The sequence below is a fragment of the Streptomyces asoensis genome (assembly GCF_016860545.1).
In the GTDB taxonomy this organism is placed as follows: domain Bacteria; phylum Actinomycetota; class Actinomycetes; order Streptomycetales; family Streptomycetaceae; genus Streptomyces; species Streptomyces asoensis.
Map to the genome: position 1 here is coordinate 1,640,469 of NZ_BNEB01000005.1, position 26,586 is coordinate 1,667,054.

The window sequence follows — 26,586 nt, forward strand, 5'->3', positions numbered from 1 at the left end:
ACGTGCACGCCACCTCCCGTCCCCGGGTTCCACCCGCGCCTTTCAGGACCCGCCCCTTGACTGATCTCTCCGTCGCCCCGGTCACGGTGAAGTTTCCGCACCGGTCCCGCCGCGGCATCCTCCTCGGCCTCTCCCTGCCCCAACTCGTCCTTGTTTCCTGCACGCTGGCGCTGCTGCTGATGACGGTGGTCTCCACCGGGCTGGTCGGCGCCGTCGCCCTGGCACCGCTGTGGGCGGCTTCCGGTGCGCTCGTGGTGATCCGTCGGCACGGACGCTCCCTGATCGACTGGGCGCCGATCGTCGCCCGCTACGCACAGCGCCGACGCACCGGCCAGACGCTCTGGCTCGCCCGGCCCGTCACCCGGCCCCGGCAGGACGGCGTCCTCCACCTGCCCGGCACGGCCGCCTCCCTCAAGGTGGTCACCCCCGGCGACTCCGCCAACGGCGCCGCGGCCGTGCACGACCCGCACCGGCAGACCCTGACCGCCATCGCCCGGGTCAGCAGCCGCGCCTTCGCCCTCCTCGACCCCGCCACCCAGAACCACAACGTGGGCAGCTGGGGACGCGCGCTCGCGGGCATCGCCCGCACCGGGCACATCGCCACCGTGCAGGTGCTGGAACGCACCGTCCCCGACAGCGGCGACACCCTCACCCGCCACTGGGCCCAGAACGGGCAGCCCCAGACACCGGTCGCCGGACAGATCTACTCCGAACTGGTCGCCTCGGCCGGTCCCGCCGCCGCACCCCACGAGACCTATTTCGCCATCTCCCTCGATCTGAAGGCCGCCCGGCGGCTGATCTCGCAGGCCGGCGGCGGGCTGCCCGGGGCGTTCACCGTCATGGAGCAGACCACCGCGTCCATCGCCCAGGCGGCCCGCAACGCCGGACTGATGGTCACCGGCTGGCTGACCGCGCGGGAGATCGCCGCCGTCATCCGCACCGCCTACGACCCGGGGGCCCTCGCCGCACTCCATCAGTGGTCCGACACCGGCCGCGCCGAGGCCGATCCCCCAGCCGCAGGTCCCGTCGTCCAGGTCGAGGAGTACGACCGCCTCGCCACCGACAGCGCACGGCACGCCACGTATTGGGTGGAGAACTGGCCCCGCACCGAGACGAACGCCGGTTTCATGCACGGCCTCATGTTCACGGCCGGCGTGCGACGCAGCCTGTCCCTCATCTACGTACCGCAGGGGCTCGAGTCCGCGCTGCGGGACGTCCAGCGCAAGAAGGCCGCGATCATTGCCGACGCCAACGAGCGCGCCCGCCGCGGGCAGGTCGACAGCGAGGAAGACTCCGTCGAGTACGCCGACGTCAAACAGCGTGAGCGCCAGCTCATCGCCGGACACGCGGACGTCGCCCTGACCGGCCTCGTCACCGTCACCGCCGAGACCGACGCCCTCCTGGACGCCGCCTGCGCCCAGATCGAGACCCACGCCGTCAGCTCGGGCGTCGACCTGCGACGGCTGAACTATCAGCAGCCCGACGCGTTCGCCGTTGCCGCACTCCCCCTGGCCCGCACCACCCTGTAGCTGCCAGTTCGCCCCCACACCCCGCTCCCGCCTCTTTGGCGGCAAGGACCTCCCATTGATCCATCCCCGTCCCAGCGCGCCCGACGCGCACCCCTACCTTCGGGCCGCCACCGCAGGCGTCCGCCACCACGCTCGTGCACTCAACCGTGCCGCGCCCCCGGATCGCGGGCACCTCGACACCCTCCACGCCCACCTCACCGAACTACACCGGTTCATCGACCAGTTGGTCGAGGTAGCAGGGCCCCCGCATCCTGCAGCAGGCCGCCACCTCGCCACCGCGCACACCCGCCTGTGGCAGGCCGCCACCGAGATCCATGCCGCCTTCCACCTGCTGCCCGGCAATACAGCGCAGGCAGACACCGAGACGAGCGCGTGCCATCCGGAACGGCTGCCCGAAGGGCCGCCCGTGCTGACCATCTGCCAACGCCACCTCGCCACCGGGCACAGCATCCGGCGCAAGACCACCCCCACCGACCTCCGCCCACGTACCACGGCCTGCGTGCGATGAGCACCACTCGCAGAATCGAGGGCCTCCGATGAGCCACCGGCCCGCTCGCCGCGCCCGCCGCGCCTCCGCCAGCCCGCTGTTCACCCCCCACGGCACCGATCGGGCCAGCCGCAAGGCAGCCCGCCGCCAGCTCGCCGAAGCCGCCGCCAAGGCCCGCGCCGAAGCCACCGCCCACCAGGCCGAGAGCACACCCGCCGAGCACGAGATGCCCGCTCCGCTCTACCCCCCGAGCGGACGGCCCGGGCCCGCCTCCGCGCGCAACAACCGGCTGAAGCTGCCCGCCCACCGCATGACCACCGCCGTGGCCGCCGGCGCCTACCCCTTCCTCGCCGAAGGCGGGCTCGGCGCCGAGGGCATCTACATCGGCCGCGACGTCCACGCGGAAGCGTCGTTCGTCTTCGACCCGTTCGCGCTGTACGGCAAGGTCGAGGGATTCACCAACCCCAACCTCCTGCTCGCCGGGGTGATCGGCCAGGGCAAGAGCGCGCTCGCCAAGTCCTTCGCGCTGCGCTCGGTGGCCTTCGGCTACCGCGTCTACGTCCCCTGTGATCCCAAAGGCGAGTGGACGCCGGTGGCGCAAGCCCTCGGCGGCCGGTCCGTCGCTCTCGGCCCCGGACTGCCCGGACGCCTGAACCCCCTGGACGCGGCCCCGCGACCGGACAGCGTCACGGAGGCCGACTGGGTCGGCGAGATCCGCAAACGGCGCCTGCTCCTGCTCGGCTCCCTCGCCCGGACCGTCCTGGGCCGGGACGTGATGCCCATGGAGCACACCGCCCTCGACGTCGCCCTCGACGCCGTCGTCACCCGCGCCACCGCCACCGGCCGCACCCCACTCCTCGGCGACGTCGCCGCCACCCTCAACAACCCCAGTGCGCTCGACGAAGCCGCCGGCATGATGTCCGGCCAGCTCGGCGACGCCGCACGCGACCTGGCCCACGCGATGCGCCGCCTCGTCCACGGTGACCTGGCCGGCATGTTCGACGCCCCCTCCACCGTCGCCTTCGACCCGCACGCGCCGATGCTCACCATCGACCTGTCCCGCCTCGGCGGATCCGGCGACGACACCGCCCTCGTCCTGGCCATGACCTGCGCAAGTGCCTGGATGGAGTCCGCCCTCTCCGATCCGAACGGCGGCAGGCGCTGGATCGTGTACGACGAGGCGTGGCGACTGATGCGGCACGTCGGCCTGCTGCAGCGGATGCAGGCCCAGTGGAAGCTCAGCCGCGGCCTCGGTATCGCCAACCTCATGGTGATCCACCGGCTGTCCGACCTGCTCACCGCCGGCGACGCCGGATCACAAGGCCGCGCCCTCGCCGAGGGCCTCCTCGCCGACTGCAGCACCCGGATCATCTACCGCCAGGAGACCGACCAACTCCACGCCGCCGCCGCCCTGCTCGGCCTGACCTCTGTGGAAATGGACGCCATCGCGCACCTCAACCGGGGCCGTGGTCTGTGGAAAGTCGCTGGCAGATCCTTCATCGTCCAGCACCTGCTACATCCCAACGAGCTGGCGCTCTTCGACACCGACGCCCGAATGCATTGAAAAAGCGTCTAGTTCACGAATCCTGACAACACCCCATCGAAGGACTCTCGTATCTCCCCGCGTGACCCGGACTTCGACCTGTACGACAACGTCGGCCGCGACGCCGACCAGATCCACGCCGCCCGGTACAACCTCGCCACCCGCGGCGACCTGAAGCGGTGGGCGCGACGCGACGCGCAGCCCTTCCGCGACGCGCATCCGCTGCCGGACCAGCCCTGGCCCGCACCTGATCTCACCCCCCACCTGGACGCCCTCGCCGCGGCTCAGACTCCGGCAGAGATCGAAGCAGTCACCGACCACGTCCTGGACGCCGCCGAACCTGCACTGCGCGCCGTGAGCGACTACCTCGTCGCCGCCGCCCGGTGGCGGCGGGAGAACCGCGGTGCGGCCAAGGGATCTCCCTCAAACCTGCTGATGACGGCGGCCAGCCGGGCGCTGTCGGTCCTGGCCCTCGCCGACGAGGCCGGCCTGAGCAGGCTGCGCGCCGCCTACGACCCGGCTCCCACCCCCGCGACACCGACCGGCGGCCAGCCTGGGGCCAGCGCAGGCGTCCCGCCCGCTCCTCCGTCCCCCGGTACCGCACCCCGCCGATAGCTCTCTTTCTGCGATTCCAGTCCCGCCCGACTCTCGCAAACGCGATCCCGAGGGACCACCACTGTTGATCGACACGGCACCGCCACCGCCTGCACACGGAGTCCTCTTGAAACGTCCCCCTCACCTGAACGCCACCGAATGGGCCGAATACCAACAACGCCGAGCCGAAGTCGACGACCTCATGGCACAGGTCGCCGACCAGGACGCCCAGATGGAACACGACCTGATCGCCACCCACGACGAGTACGAACTCGGCTTCAGTCAGGAGTCGCAGCCGGGAGTCACCCCCACTGGACGGACGCCTCCACCGCACCGATCTCCCGCCTCCTCCCGCGTGAGGAACCGTGGCCGCTGACGAAGCGAGCACCCCAGACTCCCGCCGCGTTGCCTCGCTCGCACCGCTTCCCGACCACCGCAACGTGGACACCCCGTGGTGGCAGGAGCTGTGGCGTCGCCACGCGCACATCACCACGCCGCTGCGGGCGCGCGGCCTGCAGTGCGACATCGAGTTCGGCCTCAGCGCCTACATCGTGCGCGTCTCTCTCCCCGACGACAGTTACCTGATCATCGGTCCGCCGCAGGAGCCGTCCTCCGAGCGCCCGCCCGGAGACCCCGAGGGCTGGATCGCGACGCGTGAGCACCCCGACGACCCGTCGCTGTTCGAGGTCCTCTACGACTCGGCCCCCTCCGACGACCCCGGCGCTCCCCAGCGGCCCGAAGCCCGCCACGGCGGCAGCGCCCAGCCCCTGATCGAGGCGATCAACCACCGCCTGGCCAAGCTCGGACTGCTGCCGCACCCCGTCTTGCCCGGCGAAAGCCCACACGTGCACTCAGCCCAGCCGACGCCCCCGCCCCAGGCCCAGGGCGTCCCCGGCACACCCGACGACGCTCCCATCTACGTCTACGGCGACGCGCTGCGCGCTCTGACCGACCGGCTCAACGGAGCGGAGTCGCATGCGGATGCCACTGCCCTGCTGCACCAGATCCTGGAGCCCACCGACGGACTGCTGGCGCAGCTCGGCGAGTTCTTCGAAGCAGCCGGGGAGAAAGCCAAGGAAGCGGAGGAGGACGACGGCTTCGACCTGTCGTACGACCTCGCCGACGCCGCCGCCGAGATCCGCAACCTCGGAGAGGTCCTGCACGTGGCCGAGGACAGGATGCGGGCCCTCACTCCGCTCGCGTCGGCACCGCGACTGCCCTCCAGCCCGGCCCGTACACCGTCCCTGCCCCCGCGAGTGCTCCCGCCGGCACAGCCGCGGCACACGCGCTGACCCCGGACCACCGCTTCCCTCCCGGAACACATGACTTCACTCCGCACCGACCTGGCCGCCTTCGCCGCCGCCCTTTCCGCGCGCCTGCCCGGCACCTGGACCAGCCAGTACCAGCGCCACTCGCAGTACGCCGACCAGTTCCCCCGCACCGAACAGCTCTGGGACACCGGCCACGTCGACTACGTCGTCAGCCAGTACGTCCTCACCCACGACGCCGTGCTCCACGGGCCGGCCGACCAGCGGCTCTACGTGACCGACCGGCCTCGCTACCCGCACCAGTTCGTCGTCGCTGCGCTCGCCCCCGACGGCGCGCGCATCAAGCCCCACCACTTCGCCGGAGTCGCGGAACCCAACGGCATCGCCGTTCCCAAGGACCCCGCGCGGGCGGCAGCACGCATCGCCCGGCGGCTGCTACCCCGCTACGAACAGGCCCTGCGGGCGGTCCTCAACAACGCGGAGCACCAGCCCCAGCCTCCGCACCGGCCCGCCCCACCGCAGGTCGACCAGGTCCTCACCCTGACCCTGTACAGCGACGGAGCCCTCGGCGCACCGTACGAGAGCGTGCCGGTGGATGCCCGCATGACCCTGTACACCCACGGCTTCCAGTACCACCCGCACCAAGCAGCGTTTCTCCTGCCCACCGCCTACGGGGACACCGGTCGTGCCCTTCGCGTCCACTCCGTGGTCCAGCAGCTCACGGCCAAGGGCATCGGCGTGAACCTGCGCCACTCGGCGCCCACCACCAGCGCCGCCCTGCCGCCGACCTCAGCGAAGGCCGTGTCCCCGCTCCGCCGTACGCGCTGACCCCCCTGCCCCTAGATCCTTGGAGTCTCCATCCGCATCGCCCGCCGCACCCTGCCGCTGTTCGTCGGCGCCGCCTGCCTCGCCCTGGCGCTCACCGGTTGTGCCACCGACAACGATGCTGCCGTCGCCAAGCAGACGCCCAGCGCCAGCAGCGCGCCGCAGCCGGCGCCTGCCCTCAGCGCCGCCCAGGCCCGCGCCGTCATCACCCACTACTCGCAGATCAACAACGAGGCCAACGCCGATCGCAACCGCGCCCTGCTCGGCACCATCGAGGACGGCCCTCTGTACCCCATGTCCGTCTCGGACTACGCCGAGACCGAGGGACTTCCCGCGGCCGACCGCACGCCCTACAAGCCCTGGTCCTACGACACCGCCAGCACCAAGCTGTACATCCCGCGCCTGGCCGCCGGACAGGACCGCTGGTTCGCCGCCGCGCTCTCGGACGACAAGGGCAAGGCCCCCTCGCGTCTGGCGGTGTTCGCCGAACGACCCCAGCACAAGCGCTGGGAGATGGTGTCCGTCGTCGACCTCGACAGCCCGAAACTGCCGGACATCGCACTCGACCACGACGGGTACGCGACGGCCGTCGCCGCCGACGGCAACAAGCACCTCGCCGCCGACGCCGGCGTTCTGCGTGCCGCGGTGCTCGACAACTTCGCCACCGGCGGCACGCACACCGGGACGAAGGTCTTCACGCCAACCACGGCGAGCAAGCGGCAGATCGAGGTCCACGACAAGACCGGCACCCGCTACGAGGACCAGGGCACCACCGTCTTCGCCGGCGCCGACAACCGCTACAAGGACGCCTACGCCCTCAAGACCACCGACGGCGGCGCGCTAGTTCTCTTCTCCCACATGCACACGCAGACCGACGCCGTCGCGCACTCCGGCCTGCAGATCAACCCGGGCAAGGAGGACCGGGCCTGGCTCCACGATGTGCCCCGCACCTCCATCAGGTACACGTTCGTGTGCAACGACGCCGCCACCGTCCCCGCGAAGGCTGCCCCGTCCCGCCTGATCGGCTACACCTGCGCCCGCACCGATGCCTCCGGCCCGCCGGTCCCGTCCTGGTCGGCCCGCGTGTAGACGCACCCGCGCGCCACCTGATGGCCACCGAACATTTCCCGCCCCCCTGCTTGCTGCGGAGAGCTCCCTGTCCACTCGCTCCTTAATCGCCCGCCCCACCGTCGGCACGGGCTACACCGGCATCCACGTCCAGCTCGACGGCGTGCCCAGCCACCACCTCCCCCTGCTCCTGGCCGCCTACCAGTACAAGTTCGGACGCGACATCGAGGCCATGTGCCGGCACCTCATCGACGACGTCGCCGTCGGCTGGGACGAACTCGGCACCGATCTCCTCGACGATGCCCCGCCCGCACTTGTGACCGCGCTGACCGGCGGCAACCACTGGCCCAGCCGAACCCTCGACCACCTGGTCACCCCGGACGGCTCGCCGCCGGTACGCATGTCGGTCACCGACGAGACCGCCGATGCGCAGGACATGGAGTGGGGGTACGTCCTGCACAAGGAGGGCGTCGAGGTGATCAGCCTCCTGCACGATGACATCGGCCCCATCGTGAGCTGGGCCATCGACCCGCGCACCGCCTTCAACGACCACCCGGCGGCTTGGTCCTCCCGCGACTCCCCGCCCGCTATCCGGGCATCGCGCAGCACGCCGAGTCCGAGCGCTCCTGCCGCAGCCCCGGCAAAGGCCAGCCCCTCGCGCCCCACCGCCCGCCGCTAGCTTTCCCTCGTCTTCCCGGAGCCTTCCCTGCCCCCGCGCACCACGCCCTTGATCACCGTCGTCATCGCCAGCCGCCTGCGCGAAGACCGGCTCGACTACCTGACAGCCATGCATGCGAGCCTGACCCGGCAGTCCGTGCCATGGGAGGCCGTGATCGCGCTCGACGGTGCCTCGCCCAACCGCCTGCCGGCCCCGCTCGCACAGGATGCCCGCGTTCGCACGCTTGCGCTTCCCCGGCCGGTCGGCGCCGCCTGCGCCCGGAACCTGGCCCTCGGCCATGTGCGCACCCCGTACACCAACTGGGCGGATGACGATGACGAGTTCACCGACGATGCGATGGCTCTACGGCTGAACACCCTGGAGTCCACCGGGGTCGGCTGGTGTGCCGGCTGGAGCGAGGACCAGCACCCCGACGGCTCGACCACCCTGTGGCGCTGCCCCACGCCGCCCGGCCGGCACGAGGCCGGTGACGTGTGGACGTACTGGAAGTCACCGGCGGACACCATCCCGATCGGGCCGACTACGATCCTCGCCCGCACCGACCTCGTGCGCGCCGCGCCGATGGGCGGCCTCGTCCAGGGCGAGGACTACTGCGCGGCCCTCGGCGTCACCGCTCTCGCGCCCGGGATCCTGCTGCCGGTCCCCGTGTACCGATACCGCAAGTGGAACGGGCAGATGACAGCCCAGGTCGGATATGACCAGCTGGAGGCGGCTGCCCGTGAGCACGCCTGGGCGTACGGCCGCAGCCTGCGCGCCGTCCTGCGCGGCGGCGAGGACCTGGTCCGTGACTGAGGCGCAGATCATCCTGGCGCACAGCCGGGAGTCCGGGATCGTCGCCATCGCCTCGGGCGAGCGGTTTGCCTGGGCGCACACCGCCCTCGCGGAGAGCGGCTTCCAGCGGGACGACGAGGGCGTCTGGCACCTGCCCGCGGACGGCACCCAGACCACCGTGGTCGACCTGGTCACGTGCGCGAAGCGGCACCGCACCCGCGTGCACACGAGCATCCGCCGGTTCATCGGCGACGCCGCCCGCGACCTCGCGCGCCTACTGCCCGGCCAGTGGCACGCCTCGGTCGAGATCTACTCGCACCCCGCCTGGCAGGAAGACCTCGTCCCCTGGATCTGGGACAGCGGCGAACTCGGCCGCGCCGTCCAGACCGAGCGAATCCCCTACGCCGCGCTCCTCACCGACGCGGTGCAGCGCACCGCGCTGCTGTTCATCGAACGTCCCGGCCGTCAACTCGACTACTGGTCGGAGCCTTCTCGCCCGAGGGACTGGAAGGGGGCTACGGCGATCCCCACGCCCCGCGCAGCATCGTCCTGCCGCCGTTTGCCGGGCGGGCTGCCCAGGCCCTCACCGGCCGGTACCTCCCCGCCTACGAGCAGGCCGTCCACGCCCGCCAGACGGCGGCCATCGCCGCCGTGCTCGGGGACATCCGCTGCGAGCACGACGCCTGGCAGGCCATGAACGCCTCCGGACGCTACAGCGACGCCACCCCGCTGAGCGCCGCCGCTCGCGGCGCCGCGACGGAGTTGTTCCTCGACCACGCCTGGCGCCGTTTCCTGACCGTCGTCGACCACGCCCCGGCGCTGCTCGACCGGTGCCGACCCGCGAGCAGCCCGTGGCCCGACGACGCCGCGGCCCTCTCCCGTCTGGCCGACGCCGTGATCGATGCCGAGACCCTGGTCGACGAGATCGTCCACGGCGGTTTCGTGCCGGAGCAGGAGCGCCGAGCACGCGCGTGGTCGGCCATCGAGACCTGGCTCACTGACGGCGAAACGTTCTTGCGTCAGGCCCGCATCAGCGCACCCCACCGCCGCCCGGCCCTGCCCGTCGCCGCGCCGGCCCGCCCCTTCACCACGGCCCGGCCCGCGCACCGCGGCCCCTGACCCTTCCACCCCACGCCCCACGCCCCACGCCCCACGCCCCGAGGAGAACACCGCCCCCTTGCAACCCGGCACCCACTTCGCCTTCGGCGACCACGAGGAACACGGCTTCGTCGCCTCCTTCACCGCGTCTATGCCCGCGCACCTCGCCCACTGGTACCTGGAGCGCGAGCAGTTCGAGCCCGTTCCCGGAGAACCCGGCCTGTACCGGCTCAGCGAGCCCGAGCGCGACGGAGTCCGCCGCACCCGCCAAGCCGTCCACGACCTGCGCCGCCACGGCTACACCGTGCAGGCCGACATCCGCCTTGACCCGTCCCTCTCGGCCGGCCCGGCACACCCCGCCCGGCCGAACGGCCTGCGGGAGCGCCGCAGCCGTCTCGCCCAGGCCGCCGCCGGCCGGACGACGCAGCGCTCTACACCGCCCACCACCTCCCCGCCAGCGGCCCGGCCGATCCCGCCGAAGCCCACCTACGCTCCGACCGTCCACCTGACGGCCGCGACCGGCGGGCGGTCCCGATGACACCCGCGAGCCGTCCGGCCCCCGACGGCCCCTTGCCGACCGCTCCCGAACCGGCCAACGGGCCACGTGACTTCCGTTTGCGGATGGCGGTCATCGACCGCGAGACCGAGGCCGCGCTCGACATGACACGCGACCGTTACGGCCGTACCGTCCACGCGGGCGCCGCGGCAGCCGCGCGAGCCCACCGCGACAAGGCCGCGGTGGAGGCGTACGCCGCCCACCTCGCCCCGCACGCCGAGGCTCTCCTCGATGCCGCCCGCCTGGTGCTCGATGAGCTGCCACCCACTCGGCACCTGGCCGGATGGCGGGCCGTCCTGGACGGCCTGGCCGTTTCGGCCGCCGAGATCCGCCGGGCGCTCGACCGGCCAGCCGCCCCCGGTTCCCCGGCCGCGCGCGCTCAGCACGCGGCCCTGTGGCCGCACCTGGCCGCCTGGGCGGACCACGGCTCCATCGCCAGCAACCTCGCCGACCAGCAGGGCGGCCAGCACCACAAAGCTCCGCTGGCCGACGAGGAACAGCAAATGTGGACCAAGAAGGCCCAGGCCGCGCAAAGACGCGGCGAGCTGGAGCTGACCGAGTCGTGGTACGCCGCCGACGGGCAGCCGATCACCCTCGCCTATTTGGTCGAGGATGACGACTCGACGGTGGTCGCGCTGCGTGGCGACCCGGACGCACCGGGCTGGCAGGTTGTCGGGCACTACGCCCACGAGTACGAGGCGGGCAAGGTGCTGCCCGCTCCGGTTCCGCCCGGCGTGCTGCGCGCGGACGTCTCCCGGTTCAACCGCCCGGCACCAGTCCCGGAGGTGTCCCTGCAGGACCTCATCCGCGATGTCGTCGAAGGCCACAGTGCCGGTGACGCCTCCAATGCGCTTCTCAGCGCTGTCCAGCGCGGCTATGACGTCGGCCCGATGGTCCGCCTGCAGGAACTCCTGGAGACCAGCGGCCAGTTCGCCAGCGCCCTGGAGACCGTGCAGGGCCGCCAGATCGCCGCCCGCATGGCAGCGCTGAGCCGGCAGATCGAGTTCCTCACCCGCGAAGTCGAAGAGGCTGCCGAGGACCTCGGCGGGACCGTCGCCGTCCTGCCCCCGCACCGCACCCCCGTGCTGCGCACCCGTCCACGCCCCGCCGTGGACACCACACCGCCCACGCCGCCACCCCGCGCCAACACCACCGCCCGACACCGCTAGCCCAAGTCCCACCTCGTCTTGACAAACACGAGCCCATGGAGCAGTACGCGATCAACCTTGCCCTCGCAAACTACAAGCACGACCGTGAGCTGTCTTGAGAGCCCACGGCCTAGGGGCGGCCATGCCAGCCGCCCCGGAGCAGCGGCTACTGCTGACGCTTACTCACGTGTGACACGGCGGTCATGCCAGCGCCGTAGGTGAAGGCAAGGACGGCACCGCCAGAAGCGACGGCAGTGAGGGCAGACTGCCCAAGAACAACGGAGCCGATCCCGGCAACCAGCCCAGCGATGACGGATACCAGAGCAACGACGACAACGTGATACACGCGGTGGTCACAGGTAGAAGTGGTGGCAGACAAGTAGGGCCCTCCCATACTCCGTCGGAGCGCCGTCACCTGAATCAGGGCAGGGTGCATCCTGCGCTGGATTCACGTCACAGCGTCGCCGCCCAGCGGGCGTCGCGATAGGGAAGCGCCGGCCAGGCGCGCCTATCGCTCCTCGGATGGAGCGCCGTAGCGGTTGGCCATCATCACCGATGCACCATGCCTTTCAAGGATCTCGTCGACCACGTCCATAGTAGCCAACCCCACTGACACACAGACAAGTTGGTGGCCGCTTCGGGGGAGCCCAAGCGCCGATCTGCAGCGACTCCCACTTACCTGGTCTTCACGCGCGAAGCCTCGTTGCAGGCACACCTCTCCTGGTGGCCGTGCTCCTGGCCAAGCGTCCCGCCCGCCGCACGGCCCTCGCCGGATACCTCGCCAAGCAGCCGCTCGCCGGCCCGGCGCTCCCTGGCACCGGCGCGGCCTTCGCTCTCACCGTCCTTCTCGCCGCGCGCCGACGTCTGGGCTCCGCGGGCAGTCGCGGTGCGGCTGGCGCCGGTGCCTGCTTCGAGGCCGGCATAAGACGCCCTGATCAGGGCGCAACCCCCACCTTGCAACCCCTTTGAGGAGATCGAATTATGGCTGTGCGTACGCACTGGACCGTGGAGCACGCCTGCTCCCACCGTGTGGATCATGACCTGTCCAATCGCCCTGCCGACAAGCGGGCAGGCTTCGCCCGCTGGCTCGCGTCGAAGAACTGCACCGACTGCTGGAAGGTGGCGCGCGACGCCGACACCGGGTCCAAGGAGGAGTGGCTCGCGGCCAAGCGGGCCGAGGAGCAGGAGGCAGCCCTCACGTGGGCGAAGCAGTTCGACATGCCGCAGTTGGAGGGCCCGGCCAAGGCCCTGGACTGGGGCGAACGCTCCCGCCACCAGCTGATGACATCCGCGCACACCGAGCTCGTCATCGAGGGCACGTGGGACGAGGCGGACTGGGCGGAGCTGGAGGAGAAGGCCCGCGCCATCACCCGTGCCGGATGGTGGATCGACCAGCGCGACGCCGAAGGCACTGACCTGCTCGAACTCCTCGACGCAGCCAGTGAGGCGGACCGCGGGACGGAGAACCCGTTCCGCTGACGGCGGGGCAACATAGCCGGATAACGCCGGTTAGCCAAACCGGCGTTCCTCCGGACTATTGATGCTCCCACCCCGCCAGCATCTGCGTGGAAGGAACTCATGTCCCAGCTTCCGCCCACCTCGGCGTTCGCACCGACGCCCGACCCGCTCACCCCCGATCGGGATATCACCCACGCCCACTTCCAGGCCGGTGACACTGTCGTCGTCCTGAAGGGGATGGCTGGCGGAGAACTGTGGGGCGATGCGATGCGCGTCGTGGCCCCGTCCTGGCACACCCCGACCGACGAGGACGGCTGGCGGCTGCGTGATGCGACCGGCGGCGCCCAGTCCTACGTCACCGCCCACCCCCGCTACCTCGTGCACCTCTCGCGCCGCTGCCCGGACTGCCTGATCTACCTGCGCGCCATGGAGGATGCCCTCTTTACGCGGTTCACCGACCGCGACGAGCTGATCGACTGCGGCTGGTACACCACCACCGCCCTGGGCCAGCTCGTGCACATCGCGGACATCCGGAGTGGTCGATGACTTCCCCCACGCACCGTCCCGGCCGTTTCGCCGCGCTCGACAGAGCCAGGGCCCGAGCCACCGCATCTCCGGTCGATTCTTCCTGGCCGCTTCACCTGGCCGAAGACCTCCGCGACATCGAGGCCGACTGGAGAACTTCGGCCGAGGTGTGCGTGGATGCTGCCTGGGCGGCACGGTCGGCCGGACACAGCGTCCTGGCCCTGCTGTCCCCGCAGGACGTCACCGCAATGGGCCTTGACCCGATCACCGCCCGCACCTTGGCTCATCTGTACCTGAGCGCCCTGCGGTTCGACTTCCGCTGCCCCACCCTCCAACGCCTCGTCGAACAACTCGCGGAAACCGCGCGTCAGCCGCTGGACTGCTACACGCGGGCCTTGTACGCCTTCGCGCTGCTGGGCCAGTCCCGCCCGGAGGGCCTCGCGGTCATGGACGAGGTCCTCGCGGACGCCGGGCAGCACACCAAGACCCTGCACGTCCTGCTGCACGGGCTGTGGCTCGGCCAGGACCTGGACCACGGCGCGGAGCGTCTCCTGGCCCTCAGCTCCCGACCGGCCCTCGCCACCGGCAGCGACCCGATCGTCCTCTTCCGCGTGGCGGGTGCCCTGCGGCGGCTGGGCCGGTACGACGAAGGGCTGGGCGCCATCGACAGGGCGATCGACTGTCTCCCGCCGGGGGACACCTCGGTGCACGCCGACCTGGTCCGCGAGCGCTCCCTGCTCTGCACAGCCCGCGACCTTCATCAGCACCGGCCGCCCACCCGCACGTCGAGCGGGGTGCCGTCATGATCCCCCGCCTGCACGCGCGGACCCACTCGCCGCGCGACCCGCTCGCCGAGGCACTCGGGCGGCCCCTTTCCCCGAACGAGGGTCTGACGGAGTACACCATCGTCGCCCACTGGCCGGGCCTGGACTACTACACCCCGGATGACGAGCAGAGAACCTGGACGTCCGCTCAGTGGGCCGAGCACCTCGAAGATCCCTACCTGGAGCATCCGTTCACTGCCAGTGCGGACGACGACCGGCGGGCGATCCTCCATCTCGACATCCACCTCCACCCGGACGACCGGGAGCTGACCGGTCCCGAGTGGGCCGAAACCGCTCACCGGTTCGCGCGAGCCGCCGGTATCGAGATACCCGGCGCCGCGGAGCACGGCTGGCGGTGGATCGCCGTCCAAGCACAGCCCGGACGCCTGGACCTGGTCGCCAACCTGATCCACCTCGACGGCACGTGGCGCACCCCGCCCGCAGACATCCTGCGGCGCCTTGCGGACGAGGCACGCCGCATCGAACAGAACCTGAACCTGATCCCCGTCCGCACCGGTCCCACGGCGCGGCCTGCTGTCCGTACGGCGCCCACGGCATCCGCGCAGCTCGCGAGCGTCCTTACGCAGCTCGCCGACGAGCAGGCCGGCCCGCTGGCCACGGTCCGCGGACTGATCGAGCACACCGCTCACCGCATCGCCCGCCAGCCGGGAGCCGCCGACACCGGCACGGCGCACCGCCTGGAGCTGATCGCCCGCCGTCTCCACGCCATCCAGCAGGACCTGGACACCACTGCGGCCCACCTGGTCCAGTCCCGGATCGCCGCCGCAGCGCCCGTGGCCCGGCACATCACACACCGATCTCCGTAGGAGAAACGTCTCCTTGCCCCGCACCACCGACCGCTTCCTGGACATCCGTCGTGACCCGCACTCCGACGAACTCCTCGCCCATGGAGGCGACTTGGAGGCGCACAGCATTCTCCAGCGCGCGGGTTTCATCGCCGTCGTCCGCCTCCACGAGACCTACCACCGCGCACCCGCCGGCCTCACCCAGGGCGACGGGTCCCGTCTCGCCGCCGATGCCGTAGGGCGCTTGCGAGCTGCCGGCTACCACGTCGACTGCGACGCAGCTTTCGACACCGAGGCCCGGCCGGCCCGCTATCCCGCGCTCGGTGCTTCGGTCTCCCACCTTGCCGAGCGTCTGCGCGAAGCCACCGACACCGCCGAGGCAGCCGACATCCTCACCGAACTCACCGCTCCCCACGACGGCATCCTCGCTGGGTTCGAGGAGACCCTCGGCGCCCTGGCGGAGTTCTTCGACGGACTCGGCGACGCTAGCGATCCGCACACTGCCCGGCGCCTGCGCTACCTCGCCGATGAATACGTCCGCGTCATCCACTCCGACCTCGCGCACACCCGCGAACGGCTGGCCGACCGGCGCGCCCCTCACCCCGGCCGCCGCGCCTGCGCCGAGCGGGTTCCCGACCACGAGCCCGAACGCTCCGCCGTGTGCGCCTGCCCACCCCCGCCGCGTGCACTGCCGGCCCCGGCACCGCCACCCGTCGGTGCCACCCGCCTGCGCCGCTGAGCCCCGCAACTGCCCAAGGACACCATGCACGACCACGACACCTCCGAGCGCCTCGCCTCGTACGCCGACGTCCTCGCCGGCGAACTCCCCGACACCTGGACCAGCACCCACCTGCCAGCCGACGCCAAGGACGACCTCGCCGAACTCGCCGACCGGATCTGGGACCTGGACATGGTCGCTGCCTCCCTCGCCGAGCACCCGCTGACGCAGGCAGCCGTCCTCAGCCGCACCGACGGCGCCCAGCTCGCCCTCCTGGACCGGCACGACGGACGCGACGGCTTCCTTCTCGCCGCCGTCGCCCCGCGTGCCCTGCCCGACGAGGCGTACCGCGCTGTCCCCGAGCCCAACGGCATCGCCCTGGCAGACGACCCCTTCCTGAGCGCCGAGCAGGTCGCCGGCGATCTGCTCGCCCGCTACGACCGTGCGCTCGCACAGGTCCGGCACAACGCCCTCGGTGGTATCCAGCCCTCCCAGCCGGACCGGATCGTCCTGACCTGGCAGCCGGACGGCAGCGTCGCCACCGCCCCCGCCGACGACCGTGCCGGCACGATCCTCATCGCCCACGGCTTCGTCCAGGACCCGCAGAGCGGCATCTACCGCCTGGAGGGCGACGACACCCACGCCCAGGCCCGCTCCCTGCGCGAGATCGGCCCGCAGCTCGACGCACTCGGCATCGGCACCGCCCTCCAGCACCCCGCCGGACGGACCGCGCCCATCTCCGCCCTGGCACCCATGCCGCCGGTACCGGCCGGCACCCGTATGCCAACCGCCAGGACTCGATGAACCAGGCGGAGGCCGACCTCGGCATCCGCCCTGCTCCTGACCGGTTACGACGTCAACAGCACGCCCGACGTCTTCGACGAAGCCACCTACCGGTAGGCCATGCACGGCCTCCGCACCCGAGCGGCCTGTCCCGCCGCACAGCAACCGTCACCGGCCGGCTCCCCGTCGCACTCCGCGCCGGTCCGCCCCGTACCCCGTAAGACGCCTGGGCGGCCCCGGCACCCCACAGGGGCCGCCCAGCACACAGCCCGACTCCCGGAGAAACCCGTAGCACCCCGCACTCCCCCACCGATCAGCAACCGGCTCAAGCCCCGGCTCGCCACCGCCCTCTTCCGCCGCTATCTGCGCGCCTGCATACCGAGCGGCCCCGACCACACCTCCCCTCTGGCCGGCGCCCGCCCGGAGGCCGTCCTCACCGAGGCACAGCGCGTCGGGCAGCGCCACCACCACTGACCGTCCACCGCCCCGGAGGAGCATGTCCCACCCCGCCCCCTACCCGTTGAGACTCGCCGACGAGATCACCCGCCAGCTCGGCCAGCTCGCCGACCACCTCTCCCAGCTTCCTCCGGCCCAGGCCGCGCAAGTCATCGCCCGCGTTCTCGACCCGGACAGCGGAGTCCTCGGGGGCGTCACCCACCTCGTCGCCACCGGAAGCATGTTCGCCAAGGACCAGGCAGAGCGCGGCGCGCTCCCCGCAGAGGTGTGGCTCGCTCTGGGCCGTGCCTCGAACGAACTGCACGACATCACCCTCGACCTGGACGAACACAAGGACACCCTGCAGCACGTCTGCACCCAGCCCGCCACCACTGCGGCGAAGCCCCCAGTGCCCGCCCCGCTCGTCGTCCGGCGGCGTCGGTGAAGAAGAAGCAGTGGCAGGGCTGGGGGCCCGGCGAGCAGGCCGAGCAGCACTACCTCGTCCAGCCCCGTGCCCTGGCCGGCGGTGGCGACGTCCGGCACCTCTCGGAGTTCCTGCGCGCCTCGGGCTGGCGGGACAAGTCCAAGCCGGGCGGCCCCCTGCACATGGAGAGCCCGGACCGCACCGTCCGCGTCGCCTACGACCCCTACGTCCTTCCCGGCGGCTGGACCATCCACGGCCGGGCAGACGGGGCGAACGGCGAGTGGTCGGCTCACCTGGGACGGCAGGCCCCGGTGGAGATCGTCGCCGGCCTGACCGACGCCCTCACACGTCCCCGCTCCGCACACGCCCCCAACGTCTGGGCCCCGTTGCAGGAGCAGAACTGGCACACGCGTTTCGAGGGCGAAAACTACGTGGCGACCAGCCCCGATGGCACCGCGTGGATGCAGTACCGCCAGAACCCCGACGGCACGGCGATGTGGTGGACCGGAGCGCAGGACAAACAGGGCAACGGCTGGACGGCCAACTTCACGCCGAACACCCCGATGCACCTCGTGCAAGCCTTCTCCACCGAACTCGCCAGCCCTGACCCCGTGATGCGCCCGCGCGGCGCGTCCCACACAGCGCGCAGATCCGCACCTGGTCGGTATCCGTCAAGCCCTCCCAACTCAGCGCCTGGCAGCAGGCCCGCATCACGGCCGCCCGAGCCGCCACCTGGGCCCGCAACAGCGCCCGAAGCACCGGACCGCGCACCACCGCCCGCGCCCATGCCGCCGCCGGCGCACGAACCCGCCGCTGACCACGACACCCACCACCCCGATGAGTCTCAATGCTGAAGTCAAGCCGCTTGCGTGACCGGCGGGGCGGAGGTGAAGAGCCGCCCGTCACGCAGGAGTGCCCACAGAACACTTGCCCGTCGCCGGGCGAGTGCGATGACTGCCTGAACGTGCTTGCAGCCCTCGCCACGCTTCTTGAGGTAGAAGTCCCGGTTCGGGCCCTCGCGGATGATGCTGGTCTGCGCGGACATGTAGAACACCCGTCGCAGGCGGCGGCTGTAGCGCTTGGGCCGGTGCAGGTTGCCGGTGCGCCGTCCGGAGTCGCGTGGGACAGGCACCAGCCCGGCCGCGGAGGCGAGGTGGCCGGCGTCGGCGTAGGCCGACAGGTCGCCGGCAGCGACCACGAACTCGGCGCCGAGTATGGGGCCCATGCCGGGCACGGACTCGATGATCTCCGCCTGGGGGTGGCTGCGGAAGGTCTCACGGATCTGCTTGTCGATCCGCTTCAGCCGGTCGTCCAGGGCCAGGATCTGTGCCGCCAGGTCGGCGACGATCTGCGCGGCGACGTCCTCCCCGGGCAGCGCGGTCTGCTGGGCCTGCGCGGCCTGCAGCGCGGTCGCGGCGACGGCGTCGGCGTTGCGCACGCTGCGGTTGGCCAGCCAGGCCGTCAGCCGGGCCCGGCCGCGGCGGCGGAGAGCCGCCGGAGTCTGGTAACCCGTCAGCAGGACCAGCGCGCCCTTCTGCGAGCTGTAGTCGAAGGCCCGCTCCAGCGCGGGGAAGACGCCGGTCAGCACGTCGCGGAGCCGGTTGATCATCCGTACCCGGTCGGCCACGAGGTCGGAGCGGTGGGCGGTCAGCAGCGCGAGGTCGGCGGCCAGCTGGGCCGGCACGTCGATCGCGGCGAAGTCGTTGCGGTGGCGGGCGGTCTCCGCGATGACGTAGGCGTCACGCGCGTCGGTCTTCGCCTCCCCCCGGTAGGCGCCCGACATGCGGTTGACCGTGCGGCCGGGCACGTAGACGGCCTGCTGGCCGTGAGCGGCGAGCAGTGCCAGCAGCAGCGCGGAGGAGGTCCCGCAGATGTCCACCGCCCAGCGGACTTCATCCGTCAGGCCGAGGATCTCGCCGAGCGCCGCCAGGATCGCAGACTCGTCGTTGTCGATCTTCTTCGACCACAGGGTCGCGCCGGTCTCATCGACCACCGCCGCCCAGTGGTGACCCTTGCCGGCGTCGACACCGGCCCAGACCCGACCCGTCCGTCTGCTCACTCGCCCCTCCTCGTTCCGCACGGCATGCCGTCGGCCCGAGGAACACCCCGCTGTCATCTCCGTAAACAGCGACCGCACACGGCGCGCACATCTCAATCAGCAGCCAGGGCGCCCCGGAGAGCCGGACGGCCACTCCTCGGAAGCCACAGAAGGCAGGACCCGATAAGCCACATCCGACCCTCCCGGGCCGCCCAACAACTTACGGAGCCCGATGCCCGCACTCACCCCGGACACCATCCGCGCCGCGACCGACACGCTCTGCCGTCTCACCGAATACCTGCGCGAGAACCCCGACCCCAAGGAGGCTCTCGCTCTCGTCGAGCCCCTCCTCGACGAATACACCGGCCTGCCCATCCAGCTCGGCGACACCCTGCGCGCCCTCGCCCGCGCCGTACAGAGCCACCCGAACACACCGCACAGCGAGAAGATCAGCGGTCTGGTCACCGAGCTGCGTGCCGCAGCGTGGGCGCAGACCGACCAGTACATGCTCCACTACGTCCTGGACGAGCTGCGCAAGGTGATCGTCAGCGCCGCCTCGAGTGAGCCGGGGTGCGGTCGGTGCCGCTGAGCGAACGGCAGCTCGCCGGGTTCGCCGAAAAGCATGCCTGGCAGATCCCCTTCGACACCAGCCCCCGCCACCTCGCCGGCCCCGGGGATGCCCGCCACGTCACCCACGGCCTGGCCGCCGCCGGATGGAGCGCCGTCTCCGACCCTTTGAGTGCCGAGATCGTCCTGCGCAGTCCCGACCTACGCCACAGCCTCCAGTTCGACCCGCAGTCCACCACCTCCGCATGGTGGCGGCTGCGGGCCGAGCCCACCGACACCGAGCCCGGCTGGTACGCCGAATTCGGTGAACTCGTGCCCGCCGAGGTCCTCGCCGGCTTCACCGACGCCCTCATCACCCCGCCGCCCCAACAGTCAGACCCGTGGCAGCCGTTGACCTCAGCAGGCTGGCACCGCGACTCAGACGGCACGGCGCAGTCGCCGGACTCCATGTGCCATATCGAACTGCGCCCGCTGAGCGAATTCAGTGGCCGGTCGTCCTGGCACGTTGAGACCTGCGAGCCCGCCGACGGGCAGTTCCCCGGCCCGCGCATCTGGCACGCCTACTTCGACGAGGACGCCCCCGCCCACCTCGTCGGATCGTTCCTCACCGCGCTGGCCGACCGCAGCCCGCTCCAGCGCGCATGTACGACCGCACCGGCCACTACAGCGCCGTGCAGGAGCCCAGCCCGCTGCGCCCACAGCAGGTGGTCGACGCCCACACCGCCCGTATCGAGTCGCTCCGTGCCTGGGCACGCTCCGCCCTACGGCAGCAGACGAAACCCGCACAGACCCCGGCGCAGGCCCACACCGCCCAGTCGGCCGCCCGCCGCTGAACCGACAGGATCCTCCCCATTCCCGCCGATCACCGCGCCCACCGCGCCTTCCTCCGCCACCTCGACGCCTACGTGAACGACAGCAAGAAGATCCTCGACGCCTGGGACACCTACTCCGACGAGCACACCGACCTCGACGGCTGGCCCTACGACGACCACGCCTACGGAAGGCGCGCGAGCCAGCGCGACGCCGACACCGCCGAGGCGTTCGAGCCGCTCCGGTACGGCGCCCGTCACCTGCTGGCCACGGCCGAGACTCAACTGGCTGACCTGCCGGAGGATGCCGTGCAGAGCCGCTGGGTCTACCAGTTGGGCGTCCTGCGCGACGCCATCGACCGGCTCGACGAACTGCACGATCAATGGCTGGTCACCCGCGACGCCCTCCCCGCTACCGCCAAGCCCGGCACCGCCGACTTCGACGACGCCCTCGCGGAACATCACGCCGAATCGTGGAGCTACCTCGACGACTGGGCCACCCACGGCAAGGCGCTCCGCGAGATCAACACGGCCGCCCGCAAAGCCCCTTCACCCCTGGCTCCCACACCAACACCGGCCCCGGCCACCGCGCCCGACCGGCGAGCTGCGGCACGGAAGTGAGCATGCCCCCGACCCCCGAGACCGTCGAGGTCGACTTCATCGCGCCGCGCCACCTGGCCGGCGGCGGTGACCCCGCCTGGATCACCGTCCCCCTGCACCGTGCCTGCGGCTGGAGCCACGGCAACGACCCCCTGATGCCCCGCGTCCTGCTCTCCAGCCCGGACCAGAAGGCCCTCCTGCGCCTGGAACCTGACCCCGACGGACAGTGGTGGACGCTCAACCATGCGGCGGAGGCGGACCGGCCCGCCTGGTACGCGAGTTTCGGCGCCCGCACCCCGGTGGAACTCATCGCCGTCTTCACCGACGCCCTCACCGACCCCGCCCCCGCCGCGAGCACACCCTCGGATCCGTACGAACCGCTCCGGCAGAGCGCGTGGCAGCCCCCCACTATCGGGGCTGACGGCCTCGTGTCGCCCGACGGAACGGCCTACGTGCAGCGCCTGGGAACCGCGCAGGAGCCGGGAGCCTGGTTCGTCACCGCCTCCCTCGGCCCGGAGCGAAAGCCGGTGTGGCAGGCCCGCTTCGGCGAACACACCCCTGCACGACTGGTCGCCGCGTTCACCACCGCGCTCACCGATCCCCACCCCGCAGCGCGTACCAACAGCTTGCGCAGTCTTCCGACCCGCGCCCCGGACGTCGTCACCCGCCGGACAACGGACGTCCTCGCCGTGCACGTCGCCGCCGCCCTGGAAGAACGCGTCCACGCCCTCGCGGCCCGCCGCACCCTTCCGCCGACGACTCCAAGCTCGCCGCGCCAGCCGCCGGCCAGGAAGAGCCGCAGCCGCTGAATGCCCCGCCCCCGCCCGGAAGGCACGTAACTCTTTGCCCCCCACCTCCTCCAACAGTTCCACCGACGGATACGACATCGTCCTGCGCCTCCTGATCGGCGCCGCAGCCGTCGTCGTCCCCCTGTCCCACCTCGCCTGGCTGTCCGGCAACATCGCCGCCTCCCTCACCGGAGCCGGCTGGGCGCCGTACCAACCGACCAACGCCCTGCTCCACCCCGAGCGCCTCTGGCCCCACGCGGGAGAAACGCCCCTGCTGATCGGGGCACGCATCGTGCCCGTTCTCCTGCTCCTGGCCCTCGGGACAGCGGCGGGCATTTTGTGGGCCCGGCACAAGAACCGCAGCGGCGGCCGGAAGAAGAAGATCACCGGCATGGCCAAGGCCCGGGACATCGAACCGCTGATGGCCAAGGCGATCACCGACAAGGCCCGCTCCCTGCGCCCGAGCCTGAAGGACGCCAAGCACATCGAGGCCCGGGACACCGGCATCCTCCTCGGCAACCTGCAGGGCACCAAGCACGAGATCCGCATGGGCTACGAGGACGTGGCCGTCGCCATCATGGCGCCCCGCTCGGGCAAGACCACCTCGCTCGCGATCCCCTCCATCCTCGCCGCGCCCGGCCCGGTCCTGCTGACCTCGAACAAGGCCGCCGGCGATGCGTTCACCGCCACCTACGACGCCCGCGCCGCGGTGGGACGGGTATGGGCGATGGACCCGCAGCAGATCGCGCACGCCGCACGCGAGATGTGGTGGAACCCCTTGGCTGGCGCCAAAACCCTCGACGACGCCGGGCGGTTGGCCGGCCACTTTCTCGCCGCCTCCGTGGACGCCAGCCAGCAGGGCGACTTCTGGTCCAAGGCCGGATCCAACATCCTCGCCCAGTTGTTCCTCGCCGCGGCCCTGGACGAGCGGCCGATCACCGACGTCATGCAGTGGCTGGCCTTCCCCGCCGACCGTACCCCGCTCGACATCCTCCGCGACCACGGATACACCGCCGTCGCCGCCCAGCTCAAGGGCACCGTGGAAGGACCGCCGGAAACCCGGGACGGCATCTACGAGACCGCCCGCCAGTACGCCGCCGCGCTGCTGAACAGCGAGATCACGGCCTGGGTCACCCCGCAGAAGAACGTTCCGGAGTTCAAGCCGTCCGAGTTCGTCACCTCCACCGACACCCTCTTCCTGCTCAGCAAGGACGGCGGAGGCGGAGCATCGGCGCTGATCGCCGCGTGCGCGGATTCGGTGATGCGGGCCGCGACCGCGCAGGCCGAACGCGCCGGCGGACGCCTCGACCCGCCCATGCTCGCCATCCTCGACGAGGCCGCCAACGTGTGCAAGATCTCGGACCTTCCGGATCTGTACTCGCACCTCGGGTCGCGCGGGATCATCCCGATCACGATCCTGCAGTCCTACCGCCAGGGCCAGAAGGTCTGGGGGGACGCCGGCATGGACGCCATGTGGTCCGCCTCGACCGTCAAGGTCATCGGCTCCGGTATCGACGACCCCGACTTCGCGGACAAGCTGTCCCGCCTGATCGGCGACCACGACGTCGAGACCACCTCGACCTCGCACTCCGAGTCCGGCAAGTCGACCTCGGTGTCGATGCGACAGCAGCGGATCCTGCCCGCCGACGAGATCCGCGCCCTGCCCAAGGGCACGGCGCTCTGCTTCGCCACCGGTATGCGCGCAGCCATGCTCGACCTGCGCCCGTGGTACCAGGAGCCCGGCGCGGCAGAACTGTCCGCGGCGTCCGTCCGCGCGTCAAAGGCAATCACCGCCCGGGCCATCGCCAAGCACGCACCGACGCAGTCCGACTTCGGGCTGGCCACGTGATACTCGACCTCTTTGCGGGTCCAGGTGGCTGGAGCAGGGCACTGAAGGTCCTCGGTGAGCGCGACATCGGCCTGGAATGGGACGAGTGGGCCTGCAAAACCCGCGTGGCCGCTGGACAGTTGACGATCCGCGCCGACGTGGCCATGTATCCGACATGGCCCTTCCTCGGCCGCACGTACGGCCTGATCGCCTCCCCGCCGTGCCAGGCATGGAGCATGGCCGGCAAACGCCTCGGCCTACTCGACCAGCCGCTGGTGCACACGGCAGTCGAGGACCTCGCCGCCGGACGCGACACCCGCGAGCGCCTCCTCGCCGCCTGCCGCGACGAACGCTCCCTGCTCGCGGCAGAGCCGATGCGCTACCTGCATGCCCTGAACGCGGTCGGCGAGCCCGAGTGGGTCGCGATGGAGGAGGTGCCGGACGTCCTGCCGCTGTGGAAGCAGTACGCGGCAATCTTGCGGTCCTGGGGGTTCTCGGTCTGGTACGGGATCCTCAACGCCGCCGACTTCGGCGTTCCACAGACGCGCAGGCGGGCGATCCTGCTCGCCTCCCGGGTCCGTACGGCACAGCCTCCCACGCCCACGCACGCCCAAGTCGCCGAGCCGGAATCGCTGTTCGGTCCGGGCCGCGCCCGCTGGGTCAGCATGGCCGAAGCCCTGGGATGGGGCGCGACCGACCGGCCCGTTCCCACCGTCTGCGCCGGCGGCGGACCGGGCGGCGGGCCCGAGCCGTTCCCATCGGGCTCCCGCAAGACGCTGTCCGACGCCCGGGAGCGCGGCACCTGGATGCCCAGGCTGGACGGTGTGGTCCTGCAGTCCCGTCGCGAAGGCGCTGGATGGGCGGCCCGGCACGGCACCCGCGAGAACCGTGCCGCCGACGCTCCGGCGCCGACGTTCACCTCCGAGGCGCACCGCTGGTCCTGGTCCCTGCGCAGCAACAACCAGGCCAACGCCACCGTCCGTCCGCTGTCCGAGCCGGCGGGCACGCTGTTCTTCGGTCACCGCGCGAACGAGTGCACCTGGGTCGCCGAACCGGTGTCGGCTCCGGCCAACGACACGGACGTGCCAGCGGTGCCGGAGCCAATCCGGATCACCGCCCGCGAGGCCGGCCTCCTGCAGACCTTCCCCGCCAACTACCCCTGGGCCGGCAACAAGGGCCAGCAGTTCTCGCAGATCGGCAACGCTGTACCCCCGCTGCTCGCTGGCCACCTCCTCGCCCCGCACCTCGGCGTCACCCTCGACCCCGACGACTTCACCCTCGCCGCCTGATGCCCCACACCCCCGAACCCGACGAAGACGACCTCGACTGGATCGCGCCGACGCAGCCGGTATTCCACGTCGAGCAGGCCCTCCTCGGCGCTCTCCTCCTCGAACCACACCGTCTCAGCGACGTCAGCGGCATCGCCGCCGGCTCCTTCTCCACTGCTACGCACGCCGCCCTGTTCGCCGCCATCAGCACCCTGCCTCCGCCCGACCCCGCCGAGCACGTGAAGAACACCAAGTGGCTCGACCAAGTGCTCGCAATGAGCCGCCAACAGGCGCGCGGACTGACCCCCTCCTACCTCCACACCCTCGTCCAGGTCTGCCCCTGGCCCCGCCACGCACGGGCCTACGCCCGCATGGTCGAGGCCGAAGCCGCCCGCCGTCGCCTGCAGACGGCCGCCGAACGCCTCATCCAGACCGTCGACGACGCCTCCCACCCGCACCCAGTCGAGAAAGTGCTCGCCGAGGCCGACGCGATCACCGCGGTCGTGGACGACATCGCGAGCCGGTTCCCGCCGCGCACCGGAGTGCTGCCCCGCACCGCGGCACCGCCGCCGGCCATCACCACCGACCGCACCGAGGCGGTCGAGGAGGAGCAGCTGCTCCTAGCGACCGCCACCGCCCACCCCGCCGACATCGAGTCCGTCCGGTGGCTGCTCCCCGACGACCTCACCCGGCCCCTGCACGCCGGCCTGTGGCAATGCCTGACCGCCCTGGCCCGCCGCCGCGAGCCCGTCGACCCCGTCACCGTCCTATGGGAGGCCCAACAGCGCGGCCTGCTCGACAACGCGAGTGAACCCGGCGAGGTGCTCCGCCTGCTGGCCGAACCGGCCGGTTCCGTGGAGCACTGGGGCGAACGTGCCCTGCAGCGCTCCCTCCTGGCCACCGCAGATCACGCTGGCCGGCGCATCTCGGCGTACGCCGGAGACCCGGCGAACACCCCGTTCCAGCTTGTGGTGGGCGCCCGCCGCTCCCTCGCCGACATCAGCGCCGTTCACACCCGCTGGCAGCACGCCACCGGAACTGTCCCGCCACCACGGCCGCGCCCGGCACCCGCCACTCGCGCCGGCCCGCCGACCACGACGGCCGCTCACGCCGCCCGCGCCGCGCGAGCAATCCGATAGCACCCCACTC

Annotated in this window: 28 protein-coding genes and 2 pseudogenes; 29 read left to right on the top strand and 1 reads right to left on the bottom strand. The window is 71.6% G+C overall.

Translation table 11 applies throughout. The features are described 5' to 3' along the window. The first annotated feature begins 56 nt into the window (after nucleotides 1-56). The 22 genes and pseudogenes from Saso_RS30180 (at nucleotide 57) to Saso_RS30280 (ending at nucleotide 18,356) form a co-directional block, all read left to right on the top strand. On the top strand, nucleotides 57-1,529 hold the full coding sequence (locus tag Saso_RS30180; RefSeq protein WP_189925648.1) for an SCO6880 family protein: 1,473 nt from the start codon (nucleotides 57-59) through the stop codon (nucleotides 1,527-1,529). 55 nt (nucleotides 1,530-1,584) lie between these two features. Further along, nucleotides 1,585-2,037 (top strand): DUF6238 family protein, encoded by a 453-nt coding sequence (locus Saso_RS30185; RefSeq protein ID WP_189925646.1) that lies wholly within the window; start codon nucleotides 1,585-1,587, stop codon nucleotides 2,035-2,037. A 28-nt stretch (nucleotides 2,038-2,065) separates the two neighbouring features. Then, nucleotides 2,066-3,580 (top strand): TraC family protein, encoded by a 1,515-nt coding sequence (locus Saso_RS30190; RefSeq protein WP_189925644.1) that lies wholly within the window; start codon nucleotides 2,066-2,068, stop codon nucleotides 3,578-3,580. A gap of 333 nt (nucleotides 3,581-3,913) precedes the next feature. Then, complete coding sequence (locus Saso_RS30195) at nucleotides 3,914-4,174, top strand: hypothetical protein (protein ID WP_006143170.1); 261 nt, start codon at nucleotides 3,914-3,916, stop codon at nucleotides 4,172-4,174. 106 nt (nucleotides 4,175-4,280) lie between these two features. Beyond that, entirely contained in the window at nucleotides 4,281-4,529 is a 249-nt protein-coding gene (locus Saso_RS30200) for a hypothetical protein (protein WP_189926037.1), read from the top strand. Then, nucleotides 4,519-5,445: a hypothetical protein gene (locus tag Saso_RS30205; RefSeq protein ID WP_189925642.1), complete on the top strand. Its 927-nt coding sequence runs from the start codon at nucleotides 4,519-4,521 to the stop codon at nucleotides 5,443-5,445. The genes Saso_RS30200 and Saso_RS30205 overlap by 11 nt, the downstream gene beginning before the upstream one ends. Nucleotides 5,446-5,475: 30 nt before the next feature. Next, a complete protein-coding gene (locus Saso_RS30210) occupies nucleotides 5,476-6,249 on the top strand; it encodes a hypothetical protein (protein ID WP_189925640.1) in 774 nt (257 codons plus the stop codon). A 291-nt stretch (nucleotides 6,250-6,540) separates the two neighbouring features. Beyond that, entirely contained in the window at nucleotides 6,541-7,335 is a 795-nt protein-coding gene (locus Saso_RS30215; RefSeq protein WP_189925638.1) for a hypothetical protein, read from the top strand. 142 nt (nucleotides 7,336-7,477) lie between these two features. After that, a complete protein-coding gene (locus Saso_RS30220) occupies nucleotides 7,478-7,993 on the top strand; it encodes a hypothetical protein (RefSeq protein WP_079060033.1) in 516 nt (171 codons plus the stop codon). Nucleotides 7,994-8,041: 48 nt separating this feature from the next. After that, nucleotides 8,042-8,785 carry a glycosyltransferase family 2 protein gene (locus Saso_RS30225; protein WP_189925636.1) on the top strand — a complete coding sequence of 248 codons (744 nt, stop codon included), beginning with the start codon at nucleotides 8,042-8,044 and terminating at the stop codon, nucleotides 8,783-8,785. Continuing rightward, a complete protein-coding gene (locus Saso_RS38510) occupies nucleotides 8,778-9,461 on the top strand; it encodes a hypothetical protein (RefSeq protein ID WP_229901444.1) in 684 nt (227 codons plus the stop codon). Before Saso_RS30225 ends, Saso_RS38510 begins: the two co-directional genes overlap by 8 nt. Continuing rightward, entirely contained in the window at nucleotides 9,416-9,883 is a 468-nt protein-coding gene (locus Saso_RS38515; protein WP_229901443.1) for a hypothetical protein, read from the top strand. Before Saso_RS38510 ends, Saso_RS38515 begins: the two co-directional genes overlap by 46 nt. A 58-nt stretch (nucleotides 9,884-9,941) precedes the next feature. Beyond that, on the top strand, nucleotides 9,942-10,400 hold the full coding sequence (locus tag Saso_RS30235) for a hypothetical protein (protein WP_061915806.1): 459 nt from the start codon (nucleotides 9,942-9,944) through the stop codon (nucleotides 10,398-10,400). After that, entirely contained in the window at nucleotides 10,397-11,587 is a 1,191-nt protein-coding gene (locus Saso_RS30240; RefSeq protein ID WP_189925634.1) for a hypothetical protein, read from the top strand. The genes Saso_RS30235 and Saso_RS30240 overlap by 4 nt, the downstream gene beginning before the upstream one ends. 960 nt (nucleotides 11,588-12,547) lie before the next feature. Next, entirely contained in the window at nucleotides 12,548-13,045 is a 498-nt protein-coding gene (locus Saso_RS30245) for a hypothetical protein (protein ID WP_189925632.1), read from the top strand. Between the two features lie 99 nt (nucleotides 13,046-13,144). After that, entirely contained in the window at nucleotides 13,145-13,570 is a 426-nt protein-coding gene (locus tag Saso_RS30250; protein ID WP_189925631.1) for a hypothetical protein, read from the top strand. Nucleotides 13,571-13,722: 152 nt separating this feature from the next. After that, nucleotides 13,723-14,355 carry a tetratricopeptide repeat protein gene (locus tag Saso_RS30255; protein WP_230426627.1) on the top strand — a complete coding sequence of 211 codons (633 nt, stop codon included), beginning with the start codon at nucleotides 13,723-13,725 and terminating at the stop codon, nucleotides 14,353-14,355. Then, nucleotides 14,352-15,200, top strand: coding sequence for a relaxase/mobilization nuclease (locus Saso_RS30260; protein WP_189925627.1), 849 nt, complete (start codon nucleotides 14,352-14,354; stop codon nucleotides 15,198-15,200). The genes Saso_RS30255 and Saso_RS30260 overlap by 4 nt, the downstream gene beginning before the upstream one ends. Before the next feature lie 13 nt (nucleotides 15,201-15,213). Continuing rightward, entirely contained in the window at nucleotides 15,214-15,918 is a 705-nt protein-coding gene (locus Saso_RS30265; RefSeq protein ID WP_189925626.1) for a hypothetical protein, read from the top strand. 24 nt (nucleotides 15,919-15,942) lie between these two features. Beyond that, on the top strand, nucleotides 15,943-16,701 hold the full coding sequence (locus Saso_RS30270) for a hypothetical protein (RefSeq protein ID WP_189925624.1): 759 nt from the start codon (nucleotides 15,943-15,945) through the stop codon (nucleotides 16,699-16,701). A gap of 475 nt (nucleotides 16,702-17,176) precedes the next feature. Next, a complete protein-coding gene (locus tag Saso_RS30275) occupies nucleotides 17,177-17,560 on the top strand; it encodes a hypothetical protein (RefSeq protein ID WP_189925621.1) in 384 nt (127 codons plus the stop codon). Beyond that, a pseudogene (locus tag Saso_RS30280) lies at nucleotides 17,557-18,356 on the top strand (SPDY domain-containing protein). Before Saso_RS30275 ends, Saso_RS30280 begins: the two are co-directional and overlap by 4 nt. A gap of 39 nt (nucleotides 18,357-18,395) precedes the next feature. Here Saso_RS30280 and Saso_RS30285 read toward each other — a convergent pair. Then, nucleotides 18,396-19,598 (bottom strand): IS110 family RNA-guided transposase, encoded by a 1,203-nt coding sequence (locus tag Saso_RS30285; RefSeq protein WP_189925619.1) that lies wholly within the window; start codon nucleotides 19,596-19,598, stop codon nucleotides 18,396-18,398. 211 nt (nucleotides 19,599-19,809) lie between these two features. Between Saso_RS30285 and Saso_RS30290 the strand changes: the two genes are divergently transcribed. The 7 genes and pseudogenes from Saso_RS30290 to Saso_RS30320 all read left to right on the top strand — a co-directional run bounded on the left by Saso_RS30290 (nucleotide 19,810) and on the right by Saso_RS30320 (nucleotide 26,576). Beyond that, nucleotides 19,810-20,166: a hypothetical protein gene (locus Saso_RS30290; RefSeq protein WP_189925617.1), complete on the top strand. Its 357-nt coding sequence runs from the start codon at nucleotides 19,810-19,812 to the stop codon at nucleotides 20,164-20,166. After that, nucleotides 20,157-20,977: pseudogene (locus Saso_RS30295) on the top strand (SPDY domain-containing protein). The gene Saso_RS30290 and the pseudogene Saso_RS30295 overlap by 10 nt, the downstream one beginning before the upstream one ends. A gap of 72 nt (nucleotides 20,978-21,049) precedes the next feature. Continuing rightward, complete coding sequence (locus Saso_RS30300; protein WP_189925615.1) at nucleotides 21,050-21,574, top strand: hypothetical protein; 525 nt, start codon at nucleotides 21,050-21,052, stop codon at nucleotides 21,572-21,574. Between the two features lie 2 nt (nucleotides 21,575-21,576). Further along, nucleotides 21,577-22,362, top strand: a complete 786-nt coding sequence (locus Saso_RS30305) for an SPDY domain-containing protein (RefSeq protein WP_189925613.1) — start codon at nucleotides 21,577-21,579, stop codon at nucleotides 22,360-22,362. Between the two features lie 34 nt (nucleotides 22,363-22,396). Then, nucleotides 22,397-24,190 (top strand): type IV secretory system conjugative DNA transfer family protein, encoded by a 1,794-nt coding sequence (locus Saso_RS30310; protein ID WP_189925611.1) that lies wholly within the window; start codon nucleotides 22,397-22,399, stop codon nucleotides 24,188-24,190. Next, the gene (locus tag Saso_RS30315) at nucleotides 24,187-25,458 is read left to right on the top strand and encodes a DNA cytosine methyltransferase (protein ID WP_189925609.1); all 1,272 of its coding nucleotides are present in this window, start codon (nucleotides 24,187-24,189) and stop codon (nucleotides 25,456-25,458) included. Before Saso_RS30310 ends, Saso_RS30315 begins: the two co-directional genes overlap by 4 nt. Beyond that, nucleotides 25,458-26,576 carry a DnaB-like helicase N-terminal domain-containing protein gene (locus tag Saso_RS30320; RefSeq protein ID WP_189925607.1) on the top strand — a complete coding sequence of 373 codons (1,119 nt, stop codon included), beginning with the start codon at nucleotides 25,458-25,460 and terminating at the stop codon, nucleotides 26,574-26,576. The genes Saso_RS30315 and Saso_RS30320 overlap by 1 nt, the downstream gene beginning before the upstream one ends. Nucleotides 26,577-26,586: the final 10 nt, after the last annotated feature.

Excerpts from the sequence above, each read along its gene's own strand:
- Saso_RS30190 (WP_189925644.1), top strand. The coding sequence starts at position 2,066 with ATGAGCCACCGGCCCGCTCGCCGCGCCCGCCGCGCCTCCGCCAGCCCG.
- Saso_RS30210 (WP_189925640.1), top strand. The coding sequence starts at position 5,476 with ATGACTTCACTCCGCACCGACCTGGCCGCCTTCGCCGCCGCCCTTTCC.
- Saso_RS30215 (WP_189925638.1), top strand. The coding sequence starts at position 6,541 with ATGTCCGTCTCGGACTACGCCGAGACCGAGGGACTTCCCGCGGCCGAC.
- Saso_RS30240 (WP_189925634.1), top strand. The coding sequence starts at position 10,397 with ATGACACCCGCGAGCCGTCCGGCCCCCGACGGCCCCTTGCCGACCGCT.
- Saso_RS30245 (WP_189925632.1), top strand. The coding sequence starts at position 12,548 with ATGGCTGTGCGTACGCACTGGACCGTGGAGCACGCCTGCTCCCACCGT.
- Saso_RS30250 (WP_189925631.1), top strand. The coding sequence starts at position 13,145 with ATGTCCCAGCTTCCGCCCACCTCGGCGTTCGCACCGACGCCCGACCCG.
- Saso_RS30260 (WP_189925627.1), top strand. The coding sequence starts at position 14,352 with ATGATCCCCCGCCTGCACGCGCGGACCCACTCGCCGCGCGACCCGCTC.
- Saso_RS30270 (WP_189925624.1), top strand. The coding sequence starts at position 15,943 with ATGCACGACCACGACACCTCCGAGCGCCTCGCCTCGTACGCCGACGTC.
- Saso_RS30275 (WP_189925621.1), top strand. The coding sequence starts at position 17,177 with ATGTCCCACCCCGCCCCCTACCCGTTGAGACTCGCCGACGAGATCACC.
- Saso_RS30290 (WP_189925617.1), top strand. The coding sequence starts at position 19,810 with ATGCCCGCACTCACCCCGGACACCATCCGCGCCGCGACCGACACGCTC.
- Saso_RS30305 (WP_189925613.1), top strand. The coding sequence starts at position 21,577 with ATGCCCCCGACCCCCGAGACCGTCGAGGTCGACTTCATCGCGCCGCGC.
- Saso_RS30320 (WP_189925607.1), top strand. The coding sequence starts at position 25,458 with ATGCCCCACACCCCCGAACCCGACGAAGACGACCTCGACTGGATCGCG.